29 protein-coding genes are annotated in these 25,569 nt (G+C 69.6%); 14 read left to right on the plus strand and 15 right to left on the minus strand.

Translation table 11 applies throughout. The features are described from left to right. Positions 1-13 precede the first annotated feature (13 nt). Positions 14-712, minus strand: coding sequence for a response regulator (locus ATM97_RS14875; protein WP_218718610.1), 699 nt, complete (start codon positions 710-712; stop codon positions 14-16). Next, positions 709-2,262, minus strand: a complete 1,554-nt coding sequence (locus tag ATM97_RS14880) for a sensor histidine kinase (RefSeq protein WP_218718611.1) — start codon at positions 2,260-2,262, stop codon at positions 709-711. The genes ATM97_RS14875 and ATM97_RS14880 overlap by 4 nt, the downstream gene beginning before the upstream one ends. 77 nt (positions 2,263-2,339) lie before the next feature. On the opposite strand from ATM97_RS14880, the gene ATM97_RS14885 reads away from it, so the two are divergent. After that, positions 2,340-3,695 carry a cation:dicarboxylate symporter family transporter gene (locus tag ATM97_RS14885; RefSeq protein WP_218718612.1) on the plus strand — a complete coding sequence of 452 codons (1,356 nt, stop codon included), beginning with the start codon at positions 2,340-2,342 and terminating at the stop codon, positions 3,693-3,695. A 50-nt stretch (positions 3,696-3,745) separates the two neighbouring features. On the opposite strand, the gene ATM97_RS14890 is transcribed toward ATM97_RS14885, so the two are convergent. Further along, positions 3,746-3,964: a DUF4287 domain-containing protein gene (locus ATM97_RS14890; protein WP_218718613.1), complete on the minus strand. Its 219-nt coding sequence runs from the start codon at positions 3,962-3,964 to the stop codon at positions 3,746-3,748. A 79-nt stretch (positions 3,965-4,043) separates the two neighbouring features. Further along, complete coding sequence (locus ATM97_RS14895) at positions 4,044-4,469, minus strand: DUF4267 domain-containing protein (protein WP_218718614.1); 426 nt, start codon at positions 4,467-4,469, stop codon at positions 4,044-4,046. Positions 4,470-4,580: 111 nt separating this feature from the next. Between ATM97_RS14895 and ATM97_RS14900 the strand changes: the two genes are divergently transcribed. Further along, a complete protein-coding gene (locus ATM97_RS14900; RefSeq protein ID WP_218718615.1) occupies positions 4,581-5,156 on the plus strand; it encodes a TetR/AcrR family transcriptional regulator in 576 nt (191 codons plus the stop codon). A gap of 113 nt (positions 5,157-5,269) precedes the next feature. Further along, positions 5,270-6,739, plus strand: a complete 1,470-nt coding sequence (locus tag ATM97_RS14905) for an NAD(P)/FAD-dependent oxidoreductase (protein ID WP_218718616.1) — start codon at positions 5,270-5,272, stop codon at positions 6,737-6,739. 1 nt (position 6,740) lies between these two features. Here the strand turns inward: ATM97_RS14905 and ATM97_RS14910 are convergent, their stop codons facing one another. The 8 genes from ATM97_RS14910 to ATM97_RS14945 all read right to left on the minus strand — a co-directional run bounded on the left by ATM97_RS14910 (position 6,741) and on the right by ATM97_RS14945 (position 14,316). After that, complete coding sequence (locus tag ATM97_RS14910) at positions 6,741-7,679, minus strand: cation diffusion facilitator family transporter (protein WP_218718617.1); 939 nt, start codon at positions 7,677-7,679, stop codon at positions 6,741-6,743. Between the two features lie 117 nt (positions 7,680-7,796). Beyond that, on the minus strand, positions 7,797-8,717 hold the full coding sequence (locus ATM97_RS14915; RefSeq protein WP_218718618.1) for a cation diffusion facilitator family transporter: 921 nt from the start codon (positions 8,715-8,717) through the stop codon (positions 7,797-7,799). Positions 8,718-8,799: 82 nt separating this feature from the next. Further along, complete coding sequence (gene manA, locus ATM97_RS14920) at positions 8,800-10,020, minus strand: mannose-6-phosphate isomerase, class I (RefSeq protein WP_218718619.1); 1,221 nt, start codon at positions 10,018-10,020, stop codon at positions 8,800-8,802. Beyond that, entirely contained in the window at positions 10,020-11,243 is a 1,224-nt protein-coding gene (locus ATM97_RS14925; protein ID WP_218718620.1) for a tobH protein, read from the minus strand. The genes manA and ATM97_RS14925 overlap by 1 nt, the downstream gene beginning before the upstream one ends. A 223-nt stretch (positions 11,244-11,466) precedes the next feature. Continuing rightward, positions 11,467-12,846, minus strand: a complete 1,380-nt coding sequence (locus ATM97_RS14930; RefSeq protein WP_218718621.1) for a phosphomannomutase/phosphoglucomutase — start codon at positions 12,844-12,846, stop codon at positions 11,467-11,469. Between the two features lie 148 nt (positions 12,847-12,994). Next, positions 12,995-13,369, minus strand: coding sequence for a DUF3499 domain-containing protein (locus tag ATM97_RS14935; RefSeq protein WP_255587790.1), 375 nt, complete (start codon positions 13,367-13,369; stop codon positions 12,995-12,997). Positions 13,370-13,453: 84 nt separating this feature from the next. Next, complete coding sequence (locus tag ATM97_RS14940) at positions 13,454-13,936, minus strand: metallopeptidase family protein (protein WP_218718623.1); 483 nt, start codon at positions 13,934-13,936, stop codon at positions 13,454-13,456. Between the two features lie 146 nt (positions 13,937-14,082). Further along, entirely contained in the window at positions 14,083-14,316 is a 234-nt protein-coding gene (locus tag ATM97_RS14945) for a WhiB family transcriptional regulator (protein WP_133733920.1), read from the minus strand. Between the two features lie 500 nt (positions 14,317-14,816). Between ATM97_RS14945 and cofD the strand changes: the two genes are divergently transcribed. The 9 genes from cofD to ahcY all read left to right on the plus strand — a co-directional run bounded on the left by cofD (position 14,817) and on the right by ahcY (position 23,030). Beyond that, positions 14,817-15,803 carry a 2-phospho-L-lactate transferase gene (gene cofD, locus ATM97_RS14950; protein WP_308248481.1) on the plus strand — a complete coding sequence of 329 codons (987 nt, stop codon included), beginning with the start codon at positions 14,817-14,819 and terminating at the stop codon, positions 15,801-15,803. Positions 15,804-15,874: 71 nt separating this feature from the next. After that, positions 15,875-17,221 carry a coenzyme F420-0:L-glutamate ligase gene (locus tag ATM97_RS14955; protein ID WP_218718624.1) on the plus strand — a complete coding sequence of 449 codons (1,347 nt, stop codon included), beginning with the start codon at positions 15,875-15,877 and terminating at the stop codon, positions 17,219-17,221. After that, positions 17,218-17,742: an NUDIX hydrolase gene (locus tag ATM97_RS14960; RefSeq protein ID WP_218718625.1), complete on the plus strand. Its 525-nt coding sequence runs from the start codon at positions 17,218-17,220 to the stop codon at positions 17,740-17,742. The genes ATM97_RS14955 and ATM97_RS14960 overlap by 4 nt, the downstream gene beginning before the upstream one ends. A 196-nt stretch (positions 17,743-17,938) precedes the next feature. Continuing rightward, entirely contained in the window at positions 17,939-19,174 is a 1,236-nt protein-coding gene (locus ATM97_RS14965; protein ID WP_218718626.1) for an alkane 1-monooxygenase, read from the plus strand. Then, complete coding sequence (locus ATM97_RS14970; protein WP_218718627.1) at positions 19,171-19,344, plus strand: rubredoxin; 174 nt, start codon at positions 19,171-19,173, stop codon at positions 19,342-19,344. The genes ATM97_RS14965 and ATM97_RS14970 overlap by 4 nt, the downstream gene beginning before the upstream one ends. Continuing rightward, the gene (locus ATM97_RS14975; protein WP_189026616.1) at positions 19,341-19,523 is read left to right on the plus strand and encodes a rubredoxin; all 183 of its coding nucleotides are present in this window, start codon (positions 19,341-19,343) and stop codon (positions 19,521-19,523) included. The genes ATM97_RS14970 and ATM97_RS14975 overlap by 4 nt, the downstream gene beginning before the upstream one ends. After that, the gene (locus tag ATM97_RS14980) at positions 19,520-20,188 is read left to right on the plus strand and encodes a TetR family transcriptional regulator (protein WP_308248482.1); all 669 of its coding nucleotides are present in this window, start codon (positions 19,520-19,522) and stop codon (positions 20,186-20,188) included. The genes ATM97_RS14975 and ATM97_RS14980 overlap by 4 nt, the downstream gene beginning before the upstream one ends. Positions 20,189-20,367: 179 nt before the next feature. Beyond that, positions 20,368-21,468, plus strand: a complete 1,101-nt coding sequence (locus ATM97_RS14985) for an alkane 1-monooxygenase (protein ID WP_308248483.1) — start codon at positions 20,368-20,370, stop codon at positions 21,466-21,468. Between the two features lie 80 nt (positions 21,469-21,548). Continuing rightward, the gene (ahcY, locus tag ATM97_RS14990) at positions 21,549-23,030 is read left to right on the plus strand and encodes an adenosylhomocysteinase (RefSeq protein ID WP_218718629.1); all 1,482 of its coding nucleotides are present in this window, start codon (positions 21,549-21,551) and stop codon (positions 23,028-23,030) included. Positions 23,031-23,091: 61 nt separating this feature from the next. On the opposite strand, the gene ATM97_RS14995 is transcribed toward ahcY, so the two are convergent. From ATM97_RS14995 to ATM97_RS15005, 3 genes are all read right to left on the minus strand, one after another. Continuing rightward, complete coding sequence (locus tag ATM97_RS14995) at positions 23,092-23,259, minus strand: hypothetical protein (RefSeq protein WP_218718630.1); 168 nt, start codon at positions 23,257-23,259, stop codon at positions 23,092-23,094. A 44-nt stretch (positions 23,260-23,303) separates the two neighbouring features. Continuing rightward, positions 23,304-23,498 carry a hypothetical protein gene (locus tag ATM97_RS15000; protein ID WP_218718631.1) on the minus strand — a complete coding sequence of 65 codons (195 nt, stop codon included), beginning with the start codon at positions 23,496-23,498 and terminating at the stop codon, positions 23,304-23,306. A gap of 72 nt (positions 23,499-23,570) precedes the next feature. Then, complete coding sequence (locus ATM97_RS15005) at positions 23,571-23,819, minus strand: hypothetical protein (RefSeq protein ID WP_218718632.1); 249 nt, start codon at positions 23,817-23,819, stop codon at positions 23,571-23,573. Between the two features lie 270 nt (positions 23,820-24,089). On the opposite strand from ATM97_RS15005, the gene ATM97_RS15010 reads away from it, so the two are divergent. Continuing rightward, complete coding sequence (locus ATM97_RS15010) at positions 24,090-24,737, plus strand: dTMP kinase (RefSeq protein ID WP_218718683.1); 648 nt, start codon at positions 24,090-24,092, stop codon at positions 24,735-24,737. 77 nt (positions 24,738-24,814) lie between these two features. Next, entirely contained in the window at positions 24,815-25,492 is a 678-nt protein-coding gene (mtrA, locus tag ATM97_RS15015; RefSeq protein WP_019048752.1) for an MtrAB system response regulator MtrA, read from the plus strand. Positions 25,493-25,569 lie beyond the last annotated feature (77 nt).

A 25,569-nucleotide genomic window follows, 5' to 3' on the forward strand; every position in this document is an offset into this window, starting at 1 on the left:
GCGCGGGCCCGCCCTAGGCGCCCGCGCGCCACCGATACCGAGTCTTGGGCCGACCCGCACGGCCGTAATCGGCGCGGCGCTCGGCCAGTCCGTCGTCGGCCAGCTTTTCCAGGTAGCGCCACGCGGTGATGCGCGAAACCCCCACGGCCGCAGCGGCATCGGTCGCGGTGATCCCCGACTCGGCCGAGCGCACCGCGCGCGAGACCTCCTCGAGAGTGTGCTGCACAACGCCTTTGGGCGCACCGGCACGCTGGTCGGCGGTGCGCAAGGCGCCCAGGGCGCGATCGATGTCGTACTGCGACAGCGCCGCCTCGCCCGCGGGGAGCGCGGTGTCGAAATCGCGGTAGCGCTCGAGCTTCTCGCGGAACGCGGCGAAGGTGAACGGCTTGAGCAGGTACAGCACCACGCCGTGGGCGACGGCATTGCGCACCATGGTCAGCTCGCGGGCGGAGGTGATCGCGATGACGTCCGGGCGCGGTTCCAGGCCGTTGAGGGCGGCGGCCACCTCGAGTCCGCTGATATCGGGCAGGCCGATGTCCATCAGCACCAGGTGGAACGGATTGCCCTCGGCGATCGCCTCGGCGGCCAGCGTGAGCGCGTCGCGACCGGTGTGCGCGACGCCGCCGGTGACGAACCCGTCCAGCCGCTCGAGATAGGCCCGGTGGGCCTGGGCGATCAACGGCTCGTCCTCGACGATCAGGACCCGGATCATTTCTTCTCCCTCAGCGGAATGCGAACGATGACCGCGCTGTGTGGTGCGGCCGTGGTGGTGATGGCGCCGCCGTGCCGATCGACGAGGCGGTGCACGAGTGCCAAGCCGAGTCCGGCGTGGTCGGTCTTGGTGGTGTAGCCGCGTTCGGCGGCGCGCGAGAACATCTGCGCCGACATGCCGGGCCCGCTGTCGGCGACCCGGACCACCAGCTCGCCGTCACGGTGATACACCGATACCTCGACTCGCTTGTCGACGGTGCCCGCCGCCGCGTCGATCGCGTTGTCGACCAGGTTGCCGACCAGCGTGACCGCCTCGTGCGCCGAGAGCGGATCGGCGGAGTCCAGGGCGGTGTCCTCGCTGATGGCCAGGCTCACCCCGCGCTCGGCGGCCTGGTCGACCTTGCCCAGCAGCAGCGCGGCCAGTGCCGCGTCGCCGACAGCGGACAGCAGCCGGTCGATCAGGACCTGCGAGAGCCGCAGTTCCGCGGTGGCGAAGGCGACCGCCTCCTCCGGGCGGCCCAGCTCGACCATGGTGACGACGGTGTGCAGCCGATTGGCGGCCTCGTGCGCCTGCGCGCGCAGCGACTCGGCGAACCCGCGGACGGAGTCGAGCTCGCCGAGCACCGCGCGCAGCTCGGTCTGGTCGCGGATGGTCAGCACGGTGCCGATCGGGCGGCCCTCCCAGCTGACGACGTCCTGGTTGACCAGCAGCACCCGGTCGGTGGTCACGTGCGTCTCGTCGCGCACCACGCCCCACCGCATCTGCTGCAGCGAGGTCGGCAGGTCGGTGCGATGCACCGGGCCGTCGGGCAGGTCGAGCAGCGTGCGCGCCTGATCGTTGACCACCTCGGCGGGCCCCGGCGCGGTCCCGAACACCACCAGGCCCTCGTGCACGGAATGCAGGACCGCGTCGTGGTGCTCGTAGAGCGCGCGCAACTCGTCGGGTGCCAGGCCGTGGGTCTGGCGCCGCAGCCTGCGGCTGATCAGGAACGACGAGCAGGCCGCCAGCGCGAGCCCGGCCGCGGAGACACCGAGGATCACCGGCACCTGGGAGGCGACCTGGGTGCCGATCCTGGCCCTGGTCACCCCGGCCGAGACCAGGGCGACCACCCGGCCGCCGTCGTAGACCGGGGTGACCGCGCGGATCGAGGGGCCGAGCGAGCCGGTGAAGGTCTCGGTCAGCGTCTGCCCGGCCAGCGCGGCGTCGATGCTGCCGGTGAACGGCTTGCCGATCAGCTCGGGATTGGTGTGGGTGTAGCGGGTGCGGTCCGGCGCCATCACCACGATGAAGTCCATGCCGGTGTCGGCGCGGATGCGTTCGGTGGTGGGCTGCAGCAGTCCGCTGGGGTAGGGCGAGTTCACCGCGGCCAGCGTCGACGGCGCGCGCGCCACGGTCACCGCCACGTCGCGGACCTGCAGTTCGGTGGCCACATCGTGGTCGTGGCGGGCGTCGAAGACCGCCAGCACGGTCCCGGTCCCGATCATCAGGGCCAGCACCACCAGCTGCCAGACGAAGGCCTGCCCGGCGAGCGACAACCGCACTCGTCGCATCTTGCCCTCCGACCTCGTCTTGAACGTTATGCACCAAATGTGATGGGAGTCACAGTGGTTCCGGATGATTGTGCGCCATGAGCACAACCGCCGCACCTTCGCGGAAACGCGACCATACCCATTGGCTGTACATCGCGGTGATCTTCGCGGTCCTCGCGGGCATCCTGGTCGGCCGGCTGGCGCCGGAATTCGGTCAGTCGCTGGCGCCGCTGGGCACCCTGTTCGTGAACCTGATCAAGATGATGATCGCACCCGTCATCTTCTGCACGATCGTCCTGGGCATCGGATCGGTGCGCGCGGCCGCCACCGTCGGCAAGGTCGGTGGCCTGGCCATCGCCTACTTCCTGGCGATGTCGACGGTCGCGCTCGGCATCGGTCTGGTCGTCGGGAACCTGATCGAGCCGGGCACCGGGCTGGGTGCGGGCAGCGCGGGCGCGGGCGCGAAATACGCCGAGCAGGCGCACGGTGCCGGCGGCACCTGGGACTTCATCCAGGCCATCGTGCCGACGACGCTGGTGTCCTCGCTGACCGCGGGCAGCGTGCTGCAGGCGCTGTTCGTCGCGCTGCTGGTCGGCTTCGCGGTCCAGGCGATGGGCGAGGCGGGCGCGCCGATCCTGCGCGCGGTCTCGCTCGGTCAGAAGCTGGTGTTCCGGATCCTGTCGATGATCCTGTGGCTGGCTCCGATCGGCGCGTTCGGCGCGATCGCCAATGTGGTGGGCCGCACCGGCTGGTCGGCGGTGGTCGAGCTGGCGACGCTGATGATCGCGTTCTACCTGACCTGCCTGGTGTTCGTCTTCGGCGTGCTCGGGGTGGTGCTGCGGCTGGTCTCGGGGGTGTCGATCCTGAAGCTGTGCCGGTACCTGGCACGCGAGTACCTGCTGATCGTGGCGACCTCGTCCTCGGAGTCGGCGCTGCCGCGTCTGGTGGCGAAGATGGAGCACGCGGGCGTGGAGCGCACGACGGTGGGCGTCGTCGTGCCGACCGGGTATTCGTTCAACCTCGACGGCACCGCGATCTACCTGACCATGGCGTCGATCTTCATCGCCGACGCGATGGGCAAGCCGTTGAGCCTGGGCGAGCAGATCGGCCTGCTGCTGTTCATGATCATCGCGTCCAAGGGCGCGGCGGGCGTGACCGGCGCCGGGCTGGCCACCCTCGCCGGTGGCCTGCAGAGTCACCGTCCCGAACTGCTCGACGGCGTCGGCCTGATCGTCGGCATCGACCGGTTCATGTCCGAAGCCCGTGCGCTGACCAACTTCTCGGGCAATGCCGTGGCCACCCTGCTCATCGGCACCTGGACCAAGACCGTCGACGCCGACCGCACTCGCCGTGTCCTCGATCGCGAACTGCCCTTCGACGAGGAGACGATGGTCGACGACCACCCGGTCGACGACGTCGCGGAACCCGAGCCGAAACCCGTTCCGGTGCGGTGACAGACGGGAAAGGCCCCGCAGGCGCTGCGGGGCCTTCACGGTGCCGAACCTCAGGCGCGCGCCCACTTCTCCGGGTTGAGGTGGTACTGCACCAAGGCGGTGGCGTGCCCGTGCCCGAGGCCGTGCTCGGTCTTGAGCCAGGTGACCAGCGCGGCGTGCTTGGTCTGTTCGGCGGCGCCGAGGATGGTCAGCCACTCGTCGACGGTGCGGCCGTACTTGGCCTCGATGGTGGGGAAGTAGGACGCGGGGCCGTGCGGTGCGTTCGCCATGGTGGTTCCTCCTCGGTCGTGTGCTCGTTGTGGGTGAAGACGGTGGGGGCGCGCGGAATTCATCGCCGCGTGACCGGCGTCACGCGGCGACGGCGACCCGCTGGTCGACGGTGGCCGTGACGGTGCGGTGTTCGCGCATCAGCAGCACGCCGGTCAGGGCGACGAGCGCGGCGGTGAAGCCGTGGATGCCGAAGGCGGCCGCGGCCGAGCCGTCCCAGCTCAGCACCGTGATCATGTCGCCGGTCGGGATCAGGGCCAGCACCAGCATCGTGATGCCGAGCGCGAAGCGCTGGCGGGCGGCCAGCAGCGCGATGATCAGCAGGCCGCACACGGTATCGCGCACGCCCTTGAGATTCAGGAAGGCCACCGCGTCGCCCTCGGGCCGGGTGGGCAGGCCGAAGCCGGTGGCGATGGTCTCCGGCGTGATCAGGTAGCTCAGGCCGATGTAGAGGATGAAGGCCGCGCCGAGGACGGAGAGGGCGGTGGCGATGCGCGAGACGGTCATGGTGTGCTCCTGACTCTGTATTGCAACGCTCTGAAATCTAGCGCTGCTAGGTGATAGGAGAACGATAACGCGAGTCTCGCTATCTTGTCTAGCGTTGCTAGAATTTCGAGCATGAGCACCCAGACCCGCAAGGAACGTGAACGCGCCCAACGCCAGCAGCAGATCGTCGACACCGCTCGCGAGCTGGCCGAAGCCGAGGGCTGGGACGCGGTCACCATCCGCAAACTGGCCGAGCGCATCGAGTACAGCCAGCCGGTGCTCTACAGCCACTTCGCGAACAAGGCCGCCATCGTCGGGGCCGTCGCGCTGCAAGGCTGTGTCGAGCTGGCCGAGGAGATGCGCCTGGCGCGGGAGAGCGCGACGACCCGCACCGAGGTGTTCGACAGGGTCGCCCGCGCCTACCTCGACTTCGCCACCGCCAACCCGGCCCGCTACGACGCGATCTTCGTGCTCACCACCGATCTGAACTTCGGCCTGGACGCGCCACAGCCGCTGCGCGCCGCCTTCGCCGGCCTCGAGGCCATGTTCAGCGCCGGCGCCGAGGGTGACGAACTCGGCGCGCGCACCGAGGTGGCCTGGGCCGGGCTGCACGGCCTCGCGACGCTGGAACGCAGCGACAGGCTGCGCCCGGAACTGCGCGAACGGCGGATCGCCCTGCTGGTCGAGAGCTGGGCCGCGTTCGGGTAACCGCACGGGCCCGGCCGGGTGACCGACGACTCGTCGGCGACGGTCCCCACGCCGCGTAGGTTGGAGACAACGACGCAGGTCGCCCGGGGCGACCGAAGGCGAAGGGACGACGGATGGCTGAGGTCGTAGTAGTCGGGTCGGGCCCGAACGGCTTGGCCGCGGCGGTGATCGCGGCGCGCGCCGGCCTCTCGGTGCGGGTGCTCGAGGCCCAGGATCAGCCGGGCGGCGGGTCACGCACCGCCGAACTCACCCTGCCCGGTTTCCACCACGACCTCTGCGCCGGCGCGCATCCGATGGCGTTGGCCTCGCCCTTCTTTCGCGCGTTCGATCTGCCCGCACACGGTGTCGAGCTGCTGACCCCGACGATCTCCTACGCGCATCCGCTCGACGGCGGCATCGCCGGATCGGCCTGGCGCAACCTCGAATCCACGGTCGCCGACCTCGGCCGCGACGGCCCCGCCTGGCGCGCGCTGTTCGGGCCGCTCGTCGAGCACTGGCCCGACGTGGTCGACCTGGCGATGTCGGATCTGCGGCACCCGCCGCTGCGAATTCCCACCGCCGTCCGCTTCGGCCTGCGGCTGCTCGAACAGGGATCACCCCTGTGGAACAACCGCTTCCACGACGAGGTCGCGCCCGCGCTGCTGACCGGCGTCGCCACCCACGCGATCACCCAGCCGCGCGCCCTGCCCGCGGTCGGCGCCGCCCTGCTGCTCGGCACCCTGGCGCACGCGGGCGGCTGGGTGATTCCGCGCGGCGGCAGCCAGGCCATCCCGAACGCGCTGATCGCCGAGCTGGAACGGCTCGGCGGCGAGGTCGTCACCGGGCACCGGGTCGACGACTTCGCCGAGCTGGCGCGGGCCCGCGCCGTCCTGTTCGACACCTCGCCCGCCGAACTCCTGCGCATCGCCGGTGACCGCCTGCCCGCGCGCTACCGCGAACGCCTGGGCCGATTCCGTTACGGCGGGGCCGCCTGCAAGGTCGACTTCGCGCTGTCGGGCCCGGTGCCGTGGACCGCGCCCGGCTGCGAGCTGGCAGGCACCCTGCATCTGGTGGGCACCCGCGACGAGGCGATGCGCGCCGAACGCCGGATCGCGGCGGGCGAATTCGCGGAGCGGCCCTATGTGCTGGCGATCCAGCCCGGGGTCGTCGACACGACCAGGGCCCCGGCGGGCAAGCACACCTTCTACACCTACGCCCACGTGCCCAACGGTTCCGACCGCGACATCAGCGAGGCGGTGATCGCCCAGGTCGAACGCTTCGCGCCCGGCTTCCGTGACCTGATCCTCGCGAAACACGTGACGCCGGCGGCCTTCATGCCCGCCCACAACGCCAACTACGTCGGCGGGGACATCTCGGCGGGCGCGATGACCGTGCGCCAGACCGCCTTCCGCCCCCTGGCCCGCTGGAACCCCTACGCCACCCCGATCCCCGGCACCTACCTGTGCTCGTCGTCGACCCCGCCCGGTCCCGGCGTACACGGCATGCCCGGCTTGCACGCCGCCGGGCATCTGTTGCGCACCCGCTTCGGCATCGTCACCGAGCCGCTGGAGCTGCTGCGCGGCGCGGCGCCCGCCTACCACTGAATCAGGGTGTGGCGCCCGCCGATTCGGTCTTGACGACGTCGGGTTCCAGGTAGACGGTGCAGGAGTGGGGCGCGGCCACGCGGATGCGGTAGTCGGCGGCGTCGATGGCCTCGCCGACCTGGCTGATGTCGAGCCCGGGTTGCATCGCGATCTTCGCGTTGACCAGCAGATCCTCTGGACCGAGGTACTGGGTCTGGATCCGGATGACCCGCACGATGCGAGGGTCGGCGAGCAGGGCCGCGCGAATCGCGGTGTCCTCCTTGGCCGTGGCGCCCTCCCCGATGAGCAGACTCTTGGTCTCGATGATCAGCACGATCGCGTTCACACCGAGCAGCAGCCCGATCAACAGGGTGCCGATGCCGTCCCACACCCCGTTGCCGGTGAGCACCGTCAGGCCCACCCCGGCCAGCGCGAACACCAGGCCGATCAGCGCGCCCATGTCCTCGAGCAGCACCACCGGCAGCTCGGGATTGCGGGTGGTGCGGATGAAATGCCACCAGCTGCGCTCGCCCTTCAACGGCGCGGACTGCTTGCGCGCGGTGCGGAAACTGAAGCCCTCGAGCACCATCGACACCAGCAGGATCACGATCGCGACCGACGGCGACTCGATCCCGTGCGGGGACGCGATCTTGTGGATCGCCTCGTTCACCGCGAACAGCGAGCCCATGGTGAACAGCACCAGCGCGACGACGAACGAATAGAAGTACCGGTTGCGCGAATACCCGAAGGGGTGCAGCGTGTCGGGAACCCGTCCGGCCCGATGCTGCCCGACCAGCAGCAATGCCTCGTTGGCGGTGTCGGCGACCGAGTGCACGGCCTCGGCGAGCATCGACGACGAGCCGGTGATGAACGCGCCGATGAACTTCGCGGTCATGATGCCCGCGTTCGCCGCCAGCGCGGCGATGATCGCGATCTTGCTCTCTCCACCTTCACCGGCCATGGCACCGAACGGTACCCGCACAGACCGGGACGGCCCGCCCTGTGCGGCCGCCGTGTCGGCCGACGCGAATCGCCGCCGACCCGGACGGGACGACGGCGATTCGGTGAGCCGGACGGATCAGACGGACTGGGTCCGGTACAGATCGGGCTCCAGGTAGATCAGCCGGGCGGTGGGCACCGCGGCCCGCACCCGCACCTCGGCCGCGTCGATGGCCTCGGCGATGTCGGCGATGTCGAGGTCCGGCGCGATCGCGACCTTGGCGGCGACCAGCATCTCCTCCGGGCCCAGGTACTCGCTCTTGAGGTGGATCACCGAGGTGATCTTCGCGCCGTCGACCAGGTTGGCGCGGATGGCGTCGTCCTGCTCCGGGGTCGCGCCCTCACCGATCAGCAGGCTCTTCATCTCCACGATCAGCACGACGGCGATGACGCCGAGCAGCACACCGATGGCCAGGGTGCCGATGCCGTCGAAGATCGGATCGTCGGTGACCATGGTCAGGCCGACCGCGCCGAAGGCGATCACCAGGCCGATGAGCGCGCCGGTGTCCTCGAGCAGCACCACCGGCAGCTCGGGGCTGCGCGAGTTGCGGATGAACCGCCACCAGCTCGCCTCGCCCTTGAGCGGCCGGGACTCGCGGACAGCGGTGATGAAACTGAAGGTCTCCAGACCGATCGCGATGCCGAGGATGACGATCGCGACGATCGGCTGGCTCAGCTCCTCCGGATGCTGGATCTTGTGGATGCCCTCGTAGATCGCGTACACCGAGCCGAGGGTGAACAGCACCAGGGCCACGACGAAGGAGTAGAAGTAGCGGTTGCGTCCGTAGCCGAACTGGTGCAACTCGTCGGCGTCCTTGGCGGCCGCGCGCTGACCGAACAGCAGCAGACCCTGGTTGGCCGTATCGGCGACCGAGTGCACCGCCTCGGCCATCATCGACGCCGATCCGGTGATCACGGCGCCGACGAACTTCGACACCGCGATTCCCGCGTTGGCCGTCAACGCGGCGACGATCGCCTTCTTGCCACCACCAGCCGACATACCCGGCCCGCCCTTCTCTCCGCTGTACACGCTCGTGCCCGCAACAGCCTAGAGGGAGGGGCGTGAAATGTACGCTTCGGCGTCAGTTCTCGGCGCCGACGCAGGCGCTGAACAGCTGCGCCGACCCACCGATCGCCCTGGCCTTGATCTCGGTGTCGGCCGCGGAGATCCACGCCGCGCTGCCGCAGGCGACGGTGAGCGTGCGCCCGTTCTGGGAGAGCTCGACGGTGCCCTCGGTGCACAGCACGATGCCTGGACCGGCGTCGGCGAGCGCGACCGGTTCGGCGTCGGCGGACAGATCGAACCGGCACAGCGCGAACTCCGGGGCGGGCGTGCGGTACCGCACGCCGCCGTCGGCAGCGGGCTCCGGTTCGATCACCGGCAGGTCGATCGGCTCGAAGTCGAGCACCCGCAACAGCTCCGGCACATCGACGTGCTTGGGGGTGAGGCCACCGCGCAACACGTTGTCGGAGTTGGCCATGATCTCCACGCCGACGCCACGCAGGTAGGCGTGCAGGTTGCCGGCGTCGAGGTAGAGGGCCTGGCCGGGCTCCAGCGTCAACCGGTTCAGCAGCAGCGCCGCCAGCACGCCCGCGTCACCGGGGTAGACCTCGGCCAGCTCCAGGGCGGTGCGCACCTCGGCGGTGAAGGCGCGATCGCCCTTGCCGGACAGGTAGCGCACGCAGCCCTCGAGCACCGCGGGCAGCAGCGCCGACAGCGCCGCGGCGGGCAGCGTGATCCAGGTGGTGAACAGCGTGCGCAGCCCGGCCGAATCGGGCTGGGCGGCAAGCAGTTCGGCGTAGACGTTGAGGCCGGGCACGTCGAGCGCGCGCAGCAGGTCGACGGTGCGGCGCGGGTCGCGGAAACCGGCCAGCGCCTCGAACCGGCCCAGCGCCACAACGAGTTCCGGCTTGTGGCTGTCGTCGCGGTAGTTGCGCATGGGCGAATCCAGCGGCACCCCGGTGCGGTTCTCCCGTTCGAAGCCCGCCCTGGCCTGCGCCGAACTGGGGTGCGCCTGCAGCGACAGCGGTTCCTCGGCGGCCAGGATCTTCAGCAGGAACGGCAGCCGGGTGCCGAAGGTGTCGGCGACGGCGCCGAGTTCGCGCGCCGGATCGGCGGCGACGACCTCGAGCAACGAGCGGGTGCCACCGGCGGCTTTCACATGGGCCGGGTCGGCGGGATGGGCGCCGAACCACAGTTCGGCCTCCGGATGCGCCGACGGCACCGGCCGACCGCACAGCTGAGCGAGCGCGGTGCGCGATCCCCAGGCGTAGGAACGCAGCGCACCAACGAGTTCCTGCACTAGTAGCGTCCCCCGTCGTGGTATGGGTCCGGGTCGGGCGCGGCCGGGCCGCGCGCACCCGTCAACCGGAGATAGGCAGCGGCCATGTCCAGGCGCAAGGCCAGCACCGCCAGCTGCTCGATCTCGCTGCCGTGTCCGCCCCCTGCGGCGGAGGTGGCGGCGCCGCTGTCCGTGGTCGGGGCGGAGCCCGGCTCGGCCAGCTGGGTCTGCAGCACGTCGACGTCGGCGTGCACCAGGTCGGCGTCGACGAGCCCGCCGCCCACGCCGTCGAACACCGCGAGCTTGCGCCGCGCGGCGGCCTGATCGGGATGCACGCTCAGCGCGAGCACCCGCACCCGGTCGACCGGGGCCGGACCGTCGAGCTCCTCGTCGTGGAACAGCGGATCGAAGCCCGGTGCGGCACCGCCCGCCGCCTCGGCCAGTCGTCCGACGGCGGCGACCGCGTCGGCCAGGTCGGCGGCCGCGGCGAGCTTGCCCGCCGACTGCAGCAGCACCTCGGCGCCGTGCCCGGCCAGTTCGACCGCCGCGGGGGAGTCGCCGGCGAGAACCACGCCGACGCCGTGCATCCGCGCGGCCAGCGTCTTGGCCGGATTGTGGAAGACCTCGTTGTGCGGGCCGTCGCGCAGCGCCTCGGCGTCGAGCATGTCGGCCAGCTCGGTCAGGTCGGGCGTGGCGGGCACGCTGCGCTGGGCGTCGACCCCGCGCAGCACCGCGATGCCGACGGCGAGGAACCGCAGCAGCCGGTTGTGGTCGAGCACGGGCACGCGCGGTTCGAGCACGATCGCGCGACCGGCGGCGACCGCGCGCAGCGGACCCTCGTTGGGCGCGGCCACGATGACCTCGGCACTGCGCCGCAGCGCGCGGTCCACGGCATCGATCAGGCGCGGATCGCCCGCGTCGTCGCCTGCCACCAGCACCACGTCGAGCGGACCGACCCACGGCGGCAGCGCGGTGACGGGCACGATCGGCAGCCCGGCCCGGTCACCGAGGCCGGCGACCAGCAGGCCGGCGGCGCGGGTGGCCCGGCCCGAGCCGGACACGAGGACCAGGCTGCGCGGACGCAGTTCGGCGAGGCGTTCGGTGAGCGAGGCCTCGGCGACCGCCGCGGCCGTGGCGCGCACCTGCGCGCCGCCCGAAGCCGCCGAACGCAAGGCGCCACCGGTGTCGGCCGCCTCCAGCGACGCGGCATCGTCGAGGTCGAATACGGGTGTGCCAGCGATCATCGCCGATCCCACCTCCCCTCATCGCGCTGTGTCGTCTGCCGGCGAGCCGTCGGCGAATACCAGGTCTGTGATTCCACTATTCCAGTCAGCACCGGTACTGGTTTCATTTTCCCAGTCAGGCGCGAACGATGCTCGGGATCTCGGTGTCGAACGGAGCCGTTTGCCTCGTCCGACGCCGTGCTCCCGACGTCTGATTCCACCGGTACTGGTTTCATTTTCCCAGTCAGGCGCGAACGATGCTCAGGATCTCGGTCACGAGTGCGTTTACTTCGGCCTGCGATCCGGCTTCGACGTTGAGTCGAAGCAGCGGTTCGGTATTGGAGGCGCGCAGATTGAACCAGGCGTGCTCGCCCAGGTCGACGGTGACGCCGTCGAGGCGGTCCACCGAGACGGTCCGATCGGCGAACGCGGCGAGCACCGCGGCGGTGCGCTCGGCGGCGTCGGCCACGGTCGAGTTGATCTCGCCGGAGGCCGCGTAGACGTCGTAGGCGGCCATCAGCTCCGAGACCGGACGCTGACCCTCGCCCAGCGCGGCCAGCACGTGCAGCGCGGCCAGCATGCCCGAATCGGCGCCCCAGAAATCGCGGAAGTAGTAGTGCGCGGAGTGCTCGCCGCCGAAGACCGCGCCCTCCGAGGCCATCTCCTGCTTGATGAACGAGTGCCCCACGCGGGTGCGCACCGGCTTGCCACCCAGCTCCTCGACCAGCTCGGGCACCGCCCGCGAGGTGATCAGGTTGTGGATGATCGTCGCGCCCGGCTCCTTGGCGAGCTCGCGCTGGGCGACCAGCGCGGTGATCGCGGACGGGGAGACCGGCTCGCCGCGCTCGTCGACGACGAAGCAGCGGTCGGCGTCGCCGTCGAAGGCCAGGCCGATGTCGGCGCCGCTGCGGCGCACCAGCTCCTGCAGGTCGACCAGGTTCTTCGGGTCCAGCGGGTTGGCCTCGTGGTTGGGGAACGAGCCGTCGAGTTCGAAGTACAGCGGCACGATGGTGACCGGGCCGAGTGTGCCGAGCACGGCGGGCACGGTGTGGCCGCCCATGCCGTTGCCCGCGTCGACCGCGATGGTCAGCGGGCGGATGTCGTCGAGGTTCACCAGCTCGCGCAGGAAGCTCGCGTAGTCGGCGAGCAGATCGGTGGTGGTGGCGGTGCCGGGCGCGCCGTCGAAGGCGGGGACCCCGGTGATGATCTCGGCCGAGATGGTGGCCAGCCCGGTGTCCTGGCCGACCGGCAGCGCGTTCGCGCGGCACAGCTTGATGCCGTTGTAGCGGGCCGGATTGTGGCTGGCGGTGAACATGGCGCCGGGGCAGCTCAGCTTGCCCGAGGCGAAGTAGAGCTGGTCGGTCGAGGCCAGGCCGATGTGCACCACATCGAGGCCCTGGGCCCGCACGCCCTCGGCGAAGGCCGCCGACAGCTCGGGGGAGGACTCGCGCATGTCGTGGCCGATCACGACCCGGGTCGCGCCCTCGGCGCGCATCAGCCGGGCGAAGGACGCGCCCACATCCCTGACGAATCCCGCATCGATCTGTTCGCCCACCACCCCGCGGACGTCATAAGCCTTGATCACGGCGTTCACGAGTTCGCCAGAGCGCGCGACAGTCGTCATGAGTCTCACCCTATCCGCCTCTCCGCGACTGAGGCCGTACAGGTCCGGTAGCGCGACGGTTCGCGACAGGTCCTGCGTGATGACGGACGGACTGGGACGTGGTCGGTGAGTTGTCCGGATCCTCGAGCGATGAGTGGGTTGCCGAGGCCTACGGATCGGGCAGGACGCGCAGGTGGCCGCGGCGGCCGGTGCGGGTGGTCCGCGACGGCGGGGGCGCGCTGTCCCGGTAGCCGGGCTGGTCGGCGTCGGCGGGGCGACGGCGCAGGCCCGCTTCGCGCACGGCCTCGGCCAGCGCGGTCAGATCGTCGTCGTCGGGTGTGCTCGAGGAGAATCCGCCTTCGTGGCGGACCAGCTCCCAGCCCTTGGGCGCGGTGATGCGGCAGGCGTGGGTTTCGCACAGATCCCAGGAATGCGGTTCGGCGACGGTGGCCAGCGGTCCGACGACGGCGGTCGAGTCGGAGTACACATACGTCAGCGTCGCTACAGCCGGGTTCTTGCAGCCGGGTCGGCAGCAACGACGCATGGGGATCACGACGTCGAGATTAGCCCTCCGGCCCGCAAAAGTGGATACGGACACGCGGTGATACGTCCCGTTGTCGGCGGGTCGTTATTCGGGCTCGGGATCGATCAGGTCCGGGTCGACACCGAGATAGGTCGCGATCTGCTGGACGAGGACCTCGCGCAGCAGTTCCACGAGATCGTCGGGATCGGCGGCGCGCAGTTCCAGCGGCTTGCGGAACAGCACCACCCTGGCGCGGGTGGCCGCGCCGTGCCGGTCGACGCCCGCGGGGATCAGCCGCGACAGCGGGACCGGTCCGTCGGCCACCACCTCGTCCGGCCAGGTGACCGAATCAGGGTGCAGCGGACGGATTTTCGGTACGTCGTCGACGGCGATGTCGAGTTTGGTGAGGCGATCGTGCCAGCGGGTGTCCAGCGGGGCGAAGGCCTCGAGCACCAGCCGGTCGAATTTCTGGCCCCTCGTGCGCCACGCGGGAACGGTGGGCGGGAGCATGGGGCCACGGACACCGCGGCCGCGGCGGGTGACCGAGCGTGCGGTGGGCGCCGGGGTATGACGGCGGGAACGTGCCATGGGAGTCGTCCACCTTTCTCGCGTGCACCGGGTCGTGCCCGTCGAGCCTGGGGACGGCGCGACTACTGGGCGTGCGCCCGAAGCACCGACGTACTGCGCCTGCGTGCTCCGGGCTGGAGCCTCAGAGTCTACTTTCGAACATTCTCTTAACCGATTCCGCGCTTCAGCCTGCGACGCTCTCGTTCCGAGAGACCGCCCCAGATACCGAAACGCTCGTCGTGCGCCAGTGCGTATTCCAGGCACTGATCGCGTACTTCACAGCCCAGGCAGATGCGCTTGGCCTCACGGGTCGAGCCGCCCTTCTCGGGGAAGAACGCCTCGGGGTCGGTCTGAGCGCACAGCGCGCGCTCCTGCCACTGCTCTTCGATGGACTCGAACATTTCGTCGAAGCCCGTGACGACCAGACTCAGCCGGGGAGCCGCGACTTCGCTTACCACGTCCGGTTCCGGCCAGCTCGTGTCGGCGCAGACAGCGTGAGCTGCGCCTGCTGTGGAATCGGTCGGCGAGACCATGTTTTCGGTCATCGTTCCGCCTCCTCACTATGTGTTAGCGCAGAATGATTCTTTCCGCCGGGCCAACACGAACCCCGGCGGCCGAACACCGCGACGTAGTCTCGCGGGCTTCCCCGAACCTGTCTTCCGGCGAGCCAACACCCTCTCGCAAACGCCCCCGCGCTATGCCTTCTCGCGGTGACCGGAATGACATGTCTGTGATTAGACACGCCGCACTCGCCGGTGGTCAACCCGCCGTCACCCTTCCGTTACACTCCGCACCCGCCTTTCGTTTTGATCTTGTTATGTGCTGTGGCAAATGACCAGCAACTTTGCTGGAATTCGCCGCGAAATCAATCGGCAACCGCCACCGCATAGGCTGTGACCCTGTGACTGCACAACACGCGGTGCGCGAGCCCAAGATCGCCGTTCTGGTCGGCGGCGTCGGCGGTGCACGGTTCCTGCAAGGCGTCAGGCAGCTGCTGCCCGTCGCCGACATCTCCGCCATCGTCAACGTCGGCGACGACGTCTGGATGCACGGGCTTCGCATCTGTCCCGACCTCGACACCTGCATGTACACCCTCGGTGGCGGCATCGACACCGAGCGCGGGTGGGGCCACGCGAACGAGACCTGGCACGCGAAAGAGGAGCTGGCCGCCTACAACGCCCAGCCCGATTGGTTCGGCCTGGGCGATCGTGACATCGCCACCCACCTCATCCGCACCGAGATGCTGCGCGCCGGATATCCGCTGTCCGCGGTCACCGAAGCGCTGTGCAATCGGTGGCAGCCGGGCGTGCGCCTGATCCCGGCAACCGACGATCGCTGTGAAACCCACGTCGTCGTCAGCGATCCCGACAACGCCGGCGAACGTCGCGCGATCCACTTCCAGGAATGGTGGGTGCGGTACCGCGCGGCGCTCCCGACTCATTCCTTTGCCTCGATCGGCGCCGAACAAGCCTCCCCGGCCCCCGATGTGACCGAAATCATAGCCTCCGCCGACGCCGTGTTGCTGGCCCCGTCGAACCCCGTCGTGAGCATCGGCGCGATCCTCGCCGTGCCCGGTATCCGGGGCGCGTTGCGCACCACCGCGGCCAAGGTCATCGGCCTCTCGCCGGTGATCGACGGAAAGCCGTTGCGCGGCATGGCCGATGAGTGCCTGACGGTGATCGGCGTGGAATCCACCGCCGAGGCGATCGGGCGGCACTACGGCGCCCGCTCGGCCACCGGCATCCTCGACGGCTGGCTGGTGCACTCCACCGACACCGCCGAGGTCCCCGGCGTCGAGGTCCGCAGCGTGCCGCTGCTGATGACCGACCCCGAGGCCACGGCCGAAATGGCCCGCGCCGCACTGGAACTGGCAGGAGTCCCGGCATGATCGGTCAGCGCCCGGAGGAGGCAGCCCGCGTAACCACGGAGGGCGCCCGAGCGGGCCGAGAGGACGCAGCCGTGAGCGTGCTGCCCGACCACGCGGCCGACGAGCTGCGGATCCTGCCGGTGACCGGCCTGCCGGAGTTCCGGCCCGGCGACGACCTCGCCGAACACCTTGCCGCACAGGCGCCGTGGCTGGCCGATGGCGACATCGTCGTGGTCACCAGCAAGATCGTCTCCAAGGCCGAGGGCCGTATCGTCGCCGCGCCGACCGATCCCGAGGAGCGCGACACCGCGCGCCGCAAGCTGGTCGACGAGGAGGCGGTGCGGGTGCTCGCCCGCAAGGGCCGCACCCTGATCACCGAGAACCGGCTCGGCATCGTGCAGGCCGCCTCCGGCGTCGACGGCTCGAACGTGGCCGAGGGCGAACTGGTGCTGCTGCCCACCGATCCCGATGGCAGTGCCAAGGCGCTGCGCGCCGCGCTGGCGCAGCGGCTCGGGGTGAACGTGGCCGTGGTCATCACCGACACCATGGGCCGGGCCTGGCGCAACGGCCAGATCGACGCCGCGATCGGCGCGGCCGGGCTGCGCGTGCTGCACGACTACGCGGGCGCCGTCGACGGGCAGGGCAACGAACTGCACGTCACCCAGGTGGCCGTGGCCGACGAACTCGCGGCCGCCGCCGATCTGGTCAAGGGCAAGCTCGGCGGCGTCCCGGTCGCGGTGGTGCGCGGTCTGGCGACCGACGACGACGGGTCGAGCGCGGCGGCACTGCTGCGCGGCGGCGTCGACGACCTGTTCTGGCTCGGCACCGCCGAGGCGATCGAGAAGGGCCGCAAAGAGGCGGTGCCGCTGCGGCGTTCGGTCCGGGCCTTCGCCGACGAGCCGGTCGACCCGGAACGGATCAGGGCCGCCGTCGCGGTCGGGCTCACCGCGCCCGCGCCGCACCACACCCGGCCGGTGCGCTTCGTCTGGCTGCGCAAGCCCAAGCTGCGCGCGCAGCTGCTCGAGGCCATGGCCGAGCGGTGGCGGGCCGACCTCACCGCCGACGGACTCGATTCCGAGCGCGTCGAGCGCCGGGTCGCGCGGGGGCGCATCCTGTTCGACGCCCCCGAGGTGATCATCCCGTTCTGCGTGCCCGACGGCGCGCACGACTATCCCGACGCCCGCCGCCAGGCCGCCGAGCAGACGATGTTCACCGTCGCGGTCGGCGCCGCGGTGCAGGGGCTGCTGGTGGCGCTGGCCGCCGACGGCCTTGGCAGCTGCTGGATCGGGTCGACGATCTTCGCGCCCGAACTCGTCCGCGAGGTGCTCGGCTTGGACGAGGACTGGATGCCGTTGGGCGCCATCGCGATCGGGGTACCGCTCGACGAACCCGCGCCGCGTACGGTCGGCTCGCCGGGCGCGGGCCTGGTCGAACTGTGAGCGCGGAGTCCCTGCACGCCTCGGCCACCGAGTTGCTGACCGACTGGCGGCCCGAGTCCGGCCAGGACCGATCGCTGCGCGAGGCGATGCTGGCGTTCCTGGGTTCGGCGCCGCGTGGGTGCCTGCGCGAGCACGCGCCCGGCCACATCACGGCCTCGGCGATCGTGCTCTCGCACGACCGCAGCGAGATCCTGCTGACGCTGCATCCCCGGGTGGGTCGCTGGATCCAGCTCGGCGGGCACTGCGAGCCCGGTGACGAGACCGTCGCCGACGCCGCGCTGCGCGAGGCGGTGGAGGAGTCGGGCATCGCGGACCTGCGGCTGACGCCGGGACTGTACGGCGCGCAGGCGCACCCGATCACCTGTTCGCTCGGGGTGCCGACGCGGCATCTGGACCTGCTGTTCGAGATCGTCGCCCCGCCGGGCGCGGTGCCGGTCCGCAGTGCCGAATCGACGGATCTGCGGTGGTGGCCGGTGTCCGGGCTACCGGCCGGCGCCGATGTTCTGCTGGTGGGCGTCTAGGGCTCTGAATCAGTCTTTGACCTGCGATGACAGCGATCGTGCCCCAGGTGGGCGCGGTCGCTGTTCCGTTATCCGACTGTTGCAGCTTTACAAATCTGCAAATTTGTCTAGACGCCGGACACATCGGGACCTATCGTCTGTGACAGAGAGTTACGCACATCACAGATGTGAGCTGTGTCGCAGGATGGAGACGACGATGTCGACAGATGCCAACGCGTCCGAACAGCGGGTGGCCCCCCCGCAGTGGCGCGATTCCAAGCGCTATCTCTGGTTGTGGGGCCTGTTCGCCCCGACCGGATTGTTCACGATCGCGATCCCCCTGATCTGGGGCCTCAATCAGCTCGGCTGGCATCGCCTGGCCGAAGTGCCGTTCTGGCTCGGACCGGTGCTGGTGTACATCGTGATCCCGATCGCGGACCTGTTCTTCGGTCCCGACGGCGACAATCCCCCCGACGAGGTGATGGAGTACCTGGAGAACGACAAGTACTACCGGTACCTGACCTACCTGTACCTGCCGTTCCAGTACGCCTCACTGATCTTCGCCTGCTACATCATCACCGCGCCGAACCTGCACTGGCTCGGCTTCCCCGGCGGGGCGAACGTGGTCGACAAGATCGGCATCGCGATCAGCGTCGGCATGATCGGCGGCATCGGCATCAACACCGCGCACGAACTCGGCCACAAGAAGGTCGAGCTGGAGCGCTGGCTCGCGCGCATCGCGCTGGCCCAGTCGTTCTACGGCCACTTCTACATCGAGCACAACCGCGGCCACCACGTCCGCGTCGCGACGCCGGAGGACCCGGCCAGCGCCCGCATCGGCGAGACGTTCTGGGCGTTCTGGCCGCGCACCGTGTGGGGCAGCTTCCGCTCGGCCTGGCACCTGGAGAAGGAACGCCTGCATCGGCTGGGCAAGAGCCCGTGGACGTTGCGCAACGACGTGCTCAACGCCTGGGCGATGTCGGTGGTGCTGTGGCTGGGCCTGATCGCGATCTTCGGCATCGAGGTGCTGCCGTATCTGATCCTGCAAGCCGTCGTCGGCTTCAGCCTGCTCGAGTCGGTGAACTACCTCGAGCACTACGGCCTGGTCCGGCAGAAGACGGCCACCGGGCGCTACGAGCGGCCCGCGCCCGAGCACAGCTGGAACAGCGACCACATCGTCACCAACATCTTCCTGTACCACCTGCAGCGGCACAGCGACCACCACGCCTACCCCACCCGTCGCTATCAGACGCTGCGCAGTTGGGACGGTGCGCCGAACCTGCCCAGCGGCTACGCGAGCATGATCCTGATCGCCTACTTCCCGCCGATCTGGCGCAAGGTCATGGACAAGCGCGTGCTCGCGCACTACTCGGGCGACGTCACCCGCGCCAACATCGAACCCAAGCGTCGCGAGCGGGTGCTCGCCCGGTACGGACAGGAGGGCCAGGCATGAGTGCGTATCGCTGCCCGGTCTGTGATTATGTCTACGACGAAACGAAAGGAGCCCCGCGCGAGGGATTTCCGGCCGGCACGCCCTGGGCGTCGGTTCCCGACGACTGGTGCTGCCCGGACTGCGGGGTGCGGGAGAAGATCGACTTCGAGGCGGTAGGAGTATCGCGGTGACCGAGTACAAGCTCTACCAGTGTGTGCAGTGCGGGTTCGAATACGACGAGGCGCAGGGCTGGCCCGATGACAACATCGCCCCCGGCACCAAGTGGGAGGACATCCCGGACAACTGGACCTGCCCCGACTGCGGCGCGGCCAAGTCCGATTTCTTCATGGTCGAGATCGAACGTTCGTGAGCGTCGCGGGCACGCCGCGCACCGGACCGCGCATCCCGTACCAGGAGGCCGCGCGGGAACTGCTGCGCACCTCCGTTCTGGACGGGATGCGCGAACTGCTCACCGAGCGTGATTGGTCCAAGATCACGCTCGGTGATGTCGCGGCGCGCGCCGGGGTCAGCAGGCAGACGCTCTACAACGAGTTCGGGTCGCGCGCGGGTCTGTCCCAGGCCTACGCGCTCCGGCTGGCCGACGAGCTCGTCGACCACGTGCGCGAGGCGCTCGACGACAATGTCGGCGACGCCCGCGCCGCTATCCGGGTCGGCATGACCGGGTTCTTCCTCGCGGCCGCGGCCGACCCGCTGGTGCGCTCGCTGCTGGCCGGGGAGATGAAGCCGGACCTGCTGCGCCTGATCACCCTCGACGCGGGCCCCTTGCTCGAGCACGCCACCGCGCGGCTGGCCGTGGTCTTCCAGCGCAGCTGGGTCGACGCCACCGACGCGGAGGCCGACGTGCTCGCGCACGCCCTGGTGCGGATCGCGCTGAGTTACATCCCCAATCCGCCGGTGCCGGAGCGGGACGCGCCCGCCGAGATGAGCGCGCTGCTGAGTCCGTACGTCGAAGCGATCGTGCAGGTACGCGGCGTCCGGGCCCCGATCGGTGACGGCGATCACGACCGCGCTTGATCGGCTCTGATTCGCCACCATGTAACCGTCACCACGTTTGGCGCCGTGACTCTGTGTAACGCGCCTACGGTCTGTCAGTATTCACATCGGTCGGCGATTAGTTTTTTTACAGCGGAGCGTGCGTGCAAACGGTTGGCAAACCGGGGGGATTTCGTGATCCCAAACGGTATCTATGGGCCTTGGGCTTGATCGCTCCGGCGTCGGCGCTGCTGCCTTCCCAACTCGTGTACCACACCAAGGCGGAAGTGCTCTGGTGGATCGGACCCGTGATCGTGCTCATCGCCATTCCGGTCCTGGACTGGATCGTCGGCGAGGACGGCAACAATCCGCGCGACGAGGACTACGAGGCGCTCTCCGCCGACCGGTACTACCGGTGGTGCACCTATCTGTTCCTGCCGGTTCAGCTGATCGGCCTGGTGATCGCCTGCGCGATGTGGGCGGGCGACGAACTCGACGTCATCGACAAGCTCGGACTGGCCGCCACCGTCGGCTTCGTCAGCGGGATCGGCATCAACGCCGCCCACGAACTGGGCCACCGGGTCGAGAGTGCTGAAAGATTGCTGTCGAAGATCGCGCTCGCCCAGTCCGGGTACGGGCACTTCTTCGTCGAGCACAATCGCGGCCATCACGCCCGGGTCGCCACCCCCGACGATCCGGCCAGTGCCCGGCTGGGGGAGTCGCTGTGGGAGTTCTTGCCGCGCAGCGTGATCGGGGGCTTCCGGTCGGCCATCCAGCTCGAGCGCGCGCGCCTGGCCAGGCAGGGGCGCGGCTGGTGGAGCACCAAGAACAACATCCTGCAGGCGTGGTCGATGAGCGCGGTGCTGTTCGGTTCGCTGCTGCTGGCCTTCGGGCCCGCGATCGCGCCGTGGCTGGTCCTGCAGGCCGTCATCGGCTTCGGGCTGCTGGAAGCCGTCAACTATGTCGAGCACTACGGACTGCTGCGGGCCCGCAAGCCCAACGGCCGCTGGGAGCGCTGCTCCCCGCGCGACAGCTGGAACAGCGATCGCCTGGTCACCAACATTTTCCTGTTCCATCTGCAGCGTCACAGCGACCACCACGCCAACCCCGGCCGCCGCTACCAGACCCTGCGTTCGACCGAGGAGTCGCCGCAGCTGCCCGCCGGCTACGCCACGATGCTGCTGCTGGCGGCCGTCCCGCCGCTGTGGCGTGCGGTGATGGACCCCAAGGTGGCCGCCCACTACGGCGGCGACCTGTCGCTGGCCAATGTCGCCCCACCCAAGGAGCGGCGTTTGCTGGCCCGATACCGCGCCGCGGCCTGACCGCCGCCCGTCGAGGACCGGGAAACCTGCGAGCCCACACGCGGTAGCCTTGCCTCGGTACTGACTACCAGGAGAGGCTGATGACGACCTCAGAACTTCCCGCGCGCACCGAGCTGACCGCTGACGTTCGCAACGGCATCGATTACAAGGTGGCAGATCTCTCGCTGGCCGAATTCGGCCGCAAGGAGATCCGCCTCGCCGAGCACGAGATGCCCGGCCTGATGGCTCTGCGCCGCGAATACCACGATGTGCAGCCGCTCGCGGGCGCGCGCATCTCCGGATCGCTGCACATGACGGTGCAGACCGCCGTCCTGATCGAAACGCTCGTCGCTCTCGGCGCACAGGTGCGCTGGGCGTCGTGCAACATCTTCTCCACCCAGGACCACGCGGCCGCGGCCATCGTCGTCGGGCCCAACGGCACCGTCGACGAGCCCAAGGGCACCCCGGTCTTCGCCTGGAAGGGCGAGACGCTGGAGGAGTACTGGTGGGCGGCCGAGCAGATGCTCACCTGGCCGGACGAGCCCGCGAACATGATCCTCGACGACGGTGGCGACGCGACCATGCTCGTGCTGCGCGGCGCGCAGTTCGAGAAGTCCGGCGTGGTGCCGCCCGAGGACGCCGACCACTCGGCCGAGTACAAGGTGTTCCTCAACCTGCTGCGCGAGAGCCTCGAGGCCGACAAGACCAAGTGGAGTGTCATCGCCGACTCGGTCAAGGGCGTCACCGAGGAGACCACCACCGGCGTGCTGCGGCTGTACCAGTTCGCCGCCGCGGGTGAGCTGGTGTTCCCGGCGATCAACGTCAACGACTCGGTCACCAAGTCGAAGTTCGACAACAAGTACGGCACCCGCCACTCGCTGATCGACGGCATCAACCGGGGCACCGATGTGCTCATCGGTGGCAAGAAGGTGCTGATCTGCGGTTACGGCGATGTCGGCAAGGGGTGCGCGGAGTCGCTGGCCGGCCAGGGCGCGCGCGTGCAGGTCACCGAGATCGACCCGATCAACGCCCTGCAGGCGCTGATGGACGGCTACGACGTGGTCACCGTGGAGCAGGCGATCGGCAACGCCGACATCGTCATCACCTCGACGGGCAACAAGGACATCATCACCCTCGAGCACATGAAGGCGATGAAGGACCAGGCCATCCTCGGCAACATCGGTCACTTCGACAACGAGATCGATATGGCCGCGCTGGAGCGTTCGGGTGCGACCCGCCTCGAGATCAAGCCGCAGGTCGACCTGTGGACCTTCGACTCGGGCAAGTCGATCATCGTGCTCTCGGAAGGCCGCCTGCTGAACCTGGGCAACGCGACCGGCCACCCGTCGTTCGTGATGTCGAACAGCTTCTCCAACCAGGTCATCGCCCAGATCGAGCTGTGGACCAAGCCGCAGGAATATGACAACGAGGTCTACCGGCTGCCCAAGCACCTCGACGAGAAGGTCGCGCGGATCCACGTCGAGGCCCTCGGCGGCACGCTGACCAAGCTCACCAAGGATCAGGCCGAGTACATCGGCGTGGACGTGGAAGGCCCGTACAAGCCGGACCACTACCGCTACTGATACTCACGACAGTGGCCCGTCGACCGACCGGTCGACGGGCCACTGTCGTGTTCCGGGCGGGTCAGCCGACGGGCCCGGTATTGCAGATCGTGGGGACGGCATCGGAGCCGCTGGCGATGTCGGCGCCGACCGTGGTCGGTGCCGGGGATTCGGCTGTCGCGGCGCCGGCGCCGAGCAGGGCGAGGGCGGCCAGCGCGGCGGTCGAGGTGGTCGGTGTGCGAACGAGCATCGAGTGCCCTCGGGGAGGGTGGTCGGGCCGGGCGCCTGGCTTCGTCAGCCGATGATCACGCCGGTGCAGAAGATGTTGTGTTCGCTGCTGATGCCGAGCAGGGCGCACATCACCGAGTTGAAGGCCGCCGAGGAGCCCGCGTCGGGGGTGGCGACCGGGGTCTGGGCGGAGGCGGTGCCGCAGGCGAGGGCGGCGGTGAGAGCCAGCGTGGCGGCGGTGAGGCGGAAGATCTTGTGCATGGCGGAATCCTCGCCGGGGGAGTCGGCACGGACCAGACCGCAGTTCTGGTGGCAGGCCCGTGCCGTACCCGGTCAGACCAGCAGCAGGCAGATCGGCAGCGGGATGACCGCTTCCAGCAGCGCGCAGGCGGCGAGTTCGGCCGCCGAGCCAGCGGCGGCGGAACCGGCTTCGGCCGAGCCGCTGAGCAGGGCGGCCGAGCCGCTGCGCGCGTGCTCGCCGCGTCCGATGGGATCGGCGGCGGTCGCGACGCCGGAGCCGGCGAGGGCGATGCCGAGCGCGGCGGCGGCCACGGCGGCACGGAGAACGGTTCGGTTGAGCATGATGACTCCTGGGTCGAGCGGCCCGGCGCGGGCGCGGGGTTGACGTGCGCCCCGGTAGCCCGGACGGAGCCGATCCGCCGAGGACTTTGGAATGAGACCACTTCACACTGGTGTCGCGAGGTGAAACGGGCAATCCGGTCCCCGTCGTCCCGGCGCGTCGGAAGACACGGCCGTCCGGCGCCCGGCTCGTCGCCGCGTCCGGCGGCCGCCGGAGATTCCGGGGTGGGGCATGCGGCGCTCGCCGCCTCCGGCCGGGTAATCTCACCGCTCATGGGCGTGCTGATTGCGGTGGAAGGCCTCGACGGCGCCGGTAAACGGACGCTGATCGACGGGTTGATCGACGAATTGTCCGGAAAGGGGCTGCGCGCGGGCAGCCTGGCCTTTCCGCAATACGGCCGGTCCGTCCACGCCGATCTGGCCGCGGAGGCCCTGCGCGGCGGGCACGGCGACCTCGCCGGCTCGATCAACGCGATGGCGATCATGTTCGCCCTGGACCGTGCCGACGCGAGCGCGGAGCTGTCGAACCTGTTGGACGCCAACGACATCGTCATCCTGGACCGCTGGGTGGCGTCCAACGCCGCCTACTCCGCCGCTCGCGCCGAACAGGACGCCGACGGTGAAATCGTCTCCTGGGTGGGCGATCTGGAGTTCGGCAGGCTGGCCCTGCCGACGCCCGACCTCACCGTCCTGATCGACATTCCCACCGAGGTCGCGGCCGAACGCGCCCGGCGCCGTGGTGAACTCGACACCACCAGGGCCCTGGACGCCTACGAGCGGGACGGCGGTCTACAGCACCGTACCGGGGAGGTCTATCGTGAGCTGGCCGACCGCGACTGGTTCGGTCGCTGGTGGACATACCGATCCGATGACGATGGGCCCGCCCTACTCACCCTCTGCTCGGAAATCTTTGCCGGATAAGGTTGGATACGCGACGGGTTCACACCATTAATGGCGTGGCGGCCCGATCCTGGCCTGGGAGATGACAACATAGGACTATGAAGCCCAAGATTCTGGTCGTCGACGACGATATGGCACTCGCTGAGATGCTGACCATCGTCTTGCGCGGGGAAGGGTTCGACCCGCACGTGGTCGGCGACGGCACGCAGGCCCTGTCGGCGGTGCGGGAGATCCGCCCCGACCTGGTGTTGCTGGACCTGATGCTGCCCGGGATGAACGGCATCGACGTATGCCGCGTGCTCCGGGCCGATTCCGGCGTTCCGATCGTGATGCTCACCGCCAAGACCGACACGGTCGACGTGGTGCTCGGTCTGGAGTCCGGTGCCGACGATTACATCGTCAAGCCGTTCAAGCCGAAGGAACTCGTCGCCCGCGTGCGCGCGCGTCTGCGCCGTACCGAGGACGAGCCCGCCGAGCTGCTCTCGATCGCCGACATCGTCATCGATGTGCCCGCGCACAAGGTGACCCGCGGCGGCGCGCAGATCTCGCTCACCCCGCTGGAGTTCGACCTGCTGGTCGCGCTCGCGCGCAAGCCGCGCCAGGTGTTCACCCGTGAGGTGCTGCTCGAACAGGTCTGGGGTTACCGGCACGCCGCCGATACCCGCCTGGTCAACGTGCACGTGCAGCGACTACGCGCCAAGGTCGAGAAGGATCCGGAGAACCCGGAGATCGTCCTGACCGTCCGCGGTGTCGGCTACAAGGCCGGACCGCCGTGATCGGTACCTGTGAGGCGCCGCTGTGACCGACGGTCGACCTGCCGGTACAGCGTCAGCGCCTCCAGCGCACGACGGAC

This window comes from Nocardia sp. MH4 (genome assembly GCF_019266065.1).
Classification (GTDB): domain Bacteria; phylum Actinomycetota; class Actinomycetes; order Mycobacteriales; family Mycobacteriaceae; genus Nocardia; species Nocardia canadensis.

Coding starts and splice junctions, on each gene's coding strand:
- ATM97_RS14875 (WP_218718610.1), bottom strand. CDS start 712: ATGATCCGGGTCCTGATCGTCGAGGACGAGCCGTTGATCGCCCAGGCC.
- ATM97_RS14880 (WP_218718611.1), bottom strand. CDS start 2,262: ATGCGACGAGTGCGGTTGTCGCTCGCCGGGCAGGCCTTCGTCTGGCAG.
- ATM97_RS14885 (WP_218718612.1), top strand. CDS start 2,340: ATGAGCACAACCGCCGCACCTTCGCGGAAACGCGACCATACCCATTGG.
- ATM97_RS14890 (WP_218718613.1), bottom strand. CDS start 3,964: ATGGCGAACGCACCGCACGGCCCCGCGTCCTACTTCCCCACCATCGAG.
- ATM97_RS14895 (WP_218718614.1), bottom strand. CDS start 4,469: ATGACCGTCTCGCGCATCGCCACCGCCCTCTCCGTCCTCGGCGCGGCC.
- ATM97_RS14900 (WP_218718615.1), top strand. CDS start 4,581: ATGAGCACCCAGACCCGCAAGGAACGTGAACGCGCCCAACGCCAGCAG.
- ATM97_RS14905 (WP_218718616.1), top strand. CDS start 5,270: ATGGCTGAGGTCGTAGTAGTCGGGTCGGGCCCGAACGGCTTGGCCGCG.
- ATM97_RS14910 (WP_218718617.1), bottom strand. CDS start 7,679: ATGGCCGGTGAAGGTGGAGAGAGCAAGATCGCGATCATCGCCGCGCTG.
- ATM97_RS14915 (WP_218718618.1), bottom strand. CDS start 8,717: ATGTCGGCTGGTGGTGGCAAGAAGGCGATCGTCGCCGCGTTGACGGCC.
- ATM97_RS14925 (WP_218718620.1), bottom strand. CDS start 11,243: ATGATCGCTGGCACACCCGTATTCGACCTCGACGATGCCGCGTCGCTG.
- ATM97_RS14930 (WP_218718621.1), bottom strand. CDS start 12,846: ATGACGACTGTCGCGCGCTCTGGCGAACTCGTGAACGCCGTGATCAAG.
- ATM97_RS14935 (WP_255587790.1), bottom strand. CDS start 13,369: ATGCGTCGTTGCTGCCGACCCGGCTGCAAGAACCCGGCTGTAGCGACG.
- ATM97_RS14940 (WP_218718623.1), bottom strand. CDS start 13,936: ATGGCACGTTCCCGCCGTCATACCCCGGCGCCCACCGCACGCTCGGTC.
- ATM97_RS14945 (WP_133733920.1), bottom strand. CDS start 14,316: ATGTTCGAGTCCATCGAAGAGCAGTGGCAGGAGCGCGCGCTGTGCGCT.
- ATM97_RS14965 (WP_218718626.1), top strand. CDS start 17,939: ATGTCGACAGATGCCAACGCGTCCGAACAGCGGGTGGCCCCCCCGCAG.
- ATM97_RS14970 (WP_218718627.1), top strand. CDS start 19,171: ATGAGTGCGTATCGCTGCCCGGTCTGTGATTATGTCTACGACGAAACG.
- ahcY (WP_218718629.1), top strand. CDS start 21,549: ATGACGACCTCAGAACTTCCCGCGCGCACCGAGCTGACCGCTGACGTT.
- ATM97_RS14995 (WP_218718630.1), bottom strand. CDS start 23,259: ATGCTCGTTCGCACACCGACCACCTCGACCGCCGCGCTGGCCGCCCTC.
- ATM97_RS15000 (WP_218718631.1), bottom strand. CDS start 23,498: ATGCACAAGATCTTCCGCCTCACCGCCGCCACGCTGGCTCTCACCGCC.
- ATM97_RS15005 (WP_218718632.1), bottom strand. CDS start 23,819: ATGCTCAACCGAACCGTTCTCCGTGCCGCCGTGGCCGCCGCCGCGCTC.
- ATM97_RS15010 (WP_218718683.1), top strand. CDS start 24,090: ATGGGCGTGCTGATTGCGGTGGAAGGCCTCGACGGCGCCGGTAAACGG.
- mtrA (WP_019048752.1), top strand. CDS start 24,815: ATGAAGCCCAAGATTCTGGTCGTCGACGACGATATGGCACTCGCTGAG.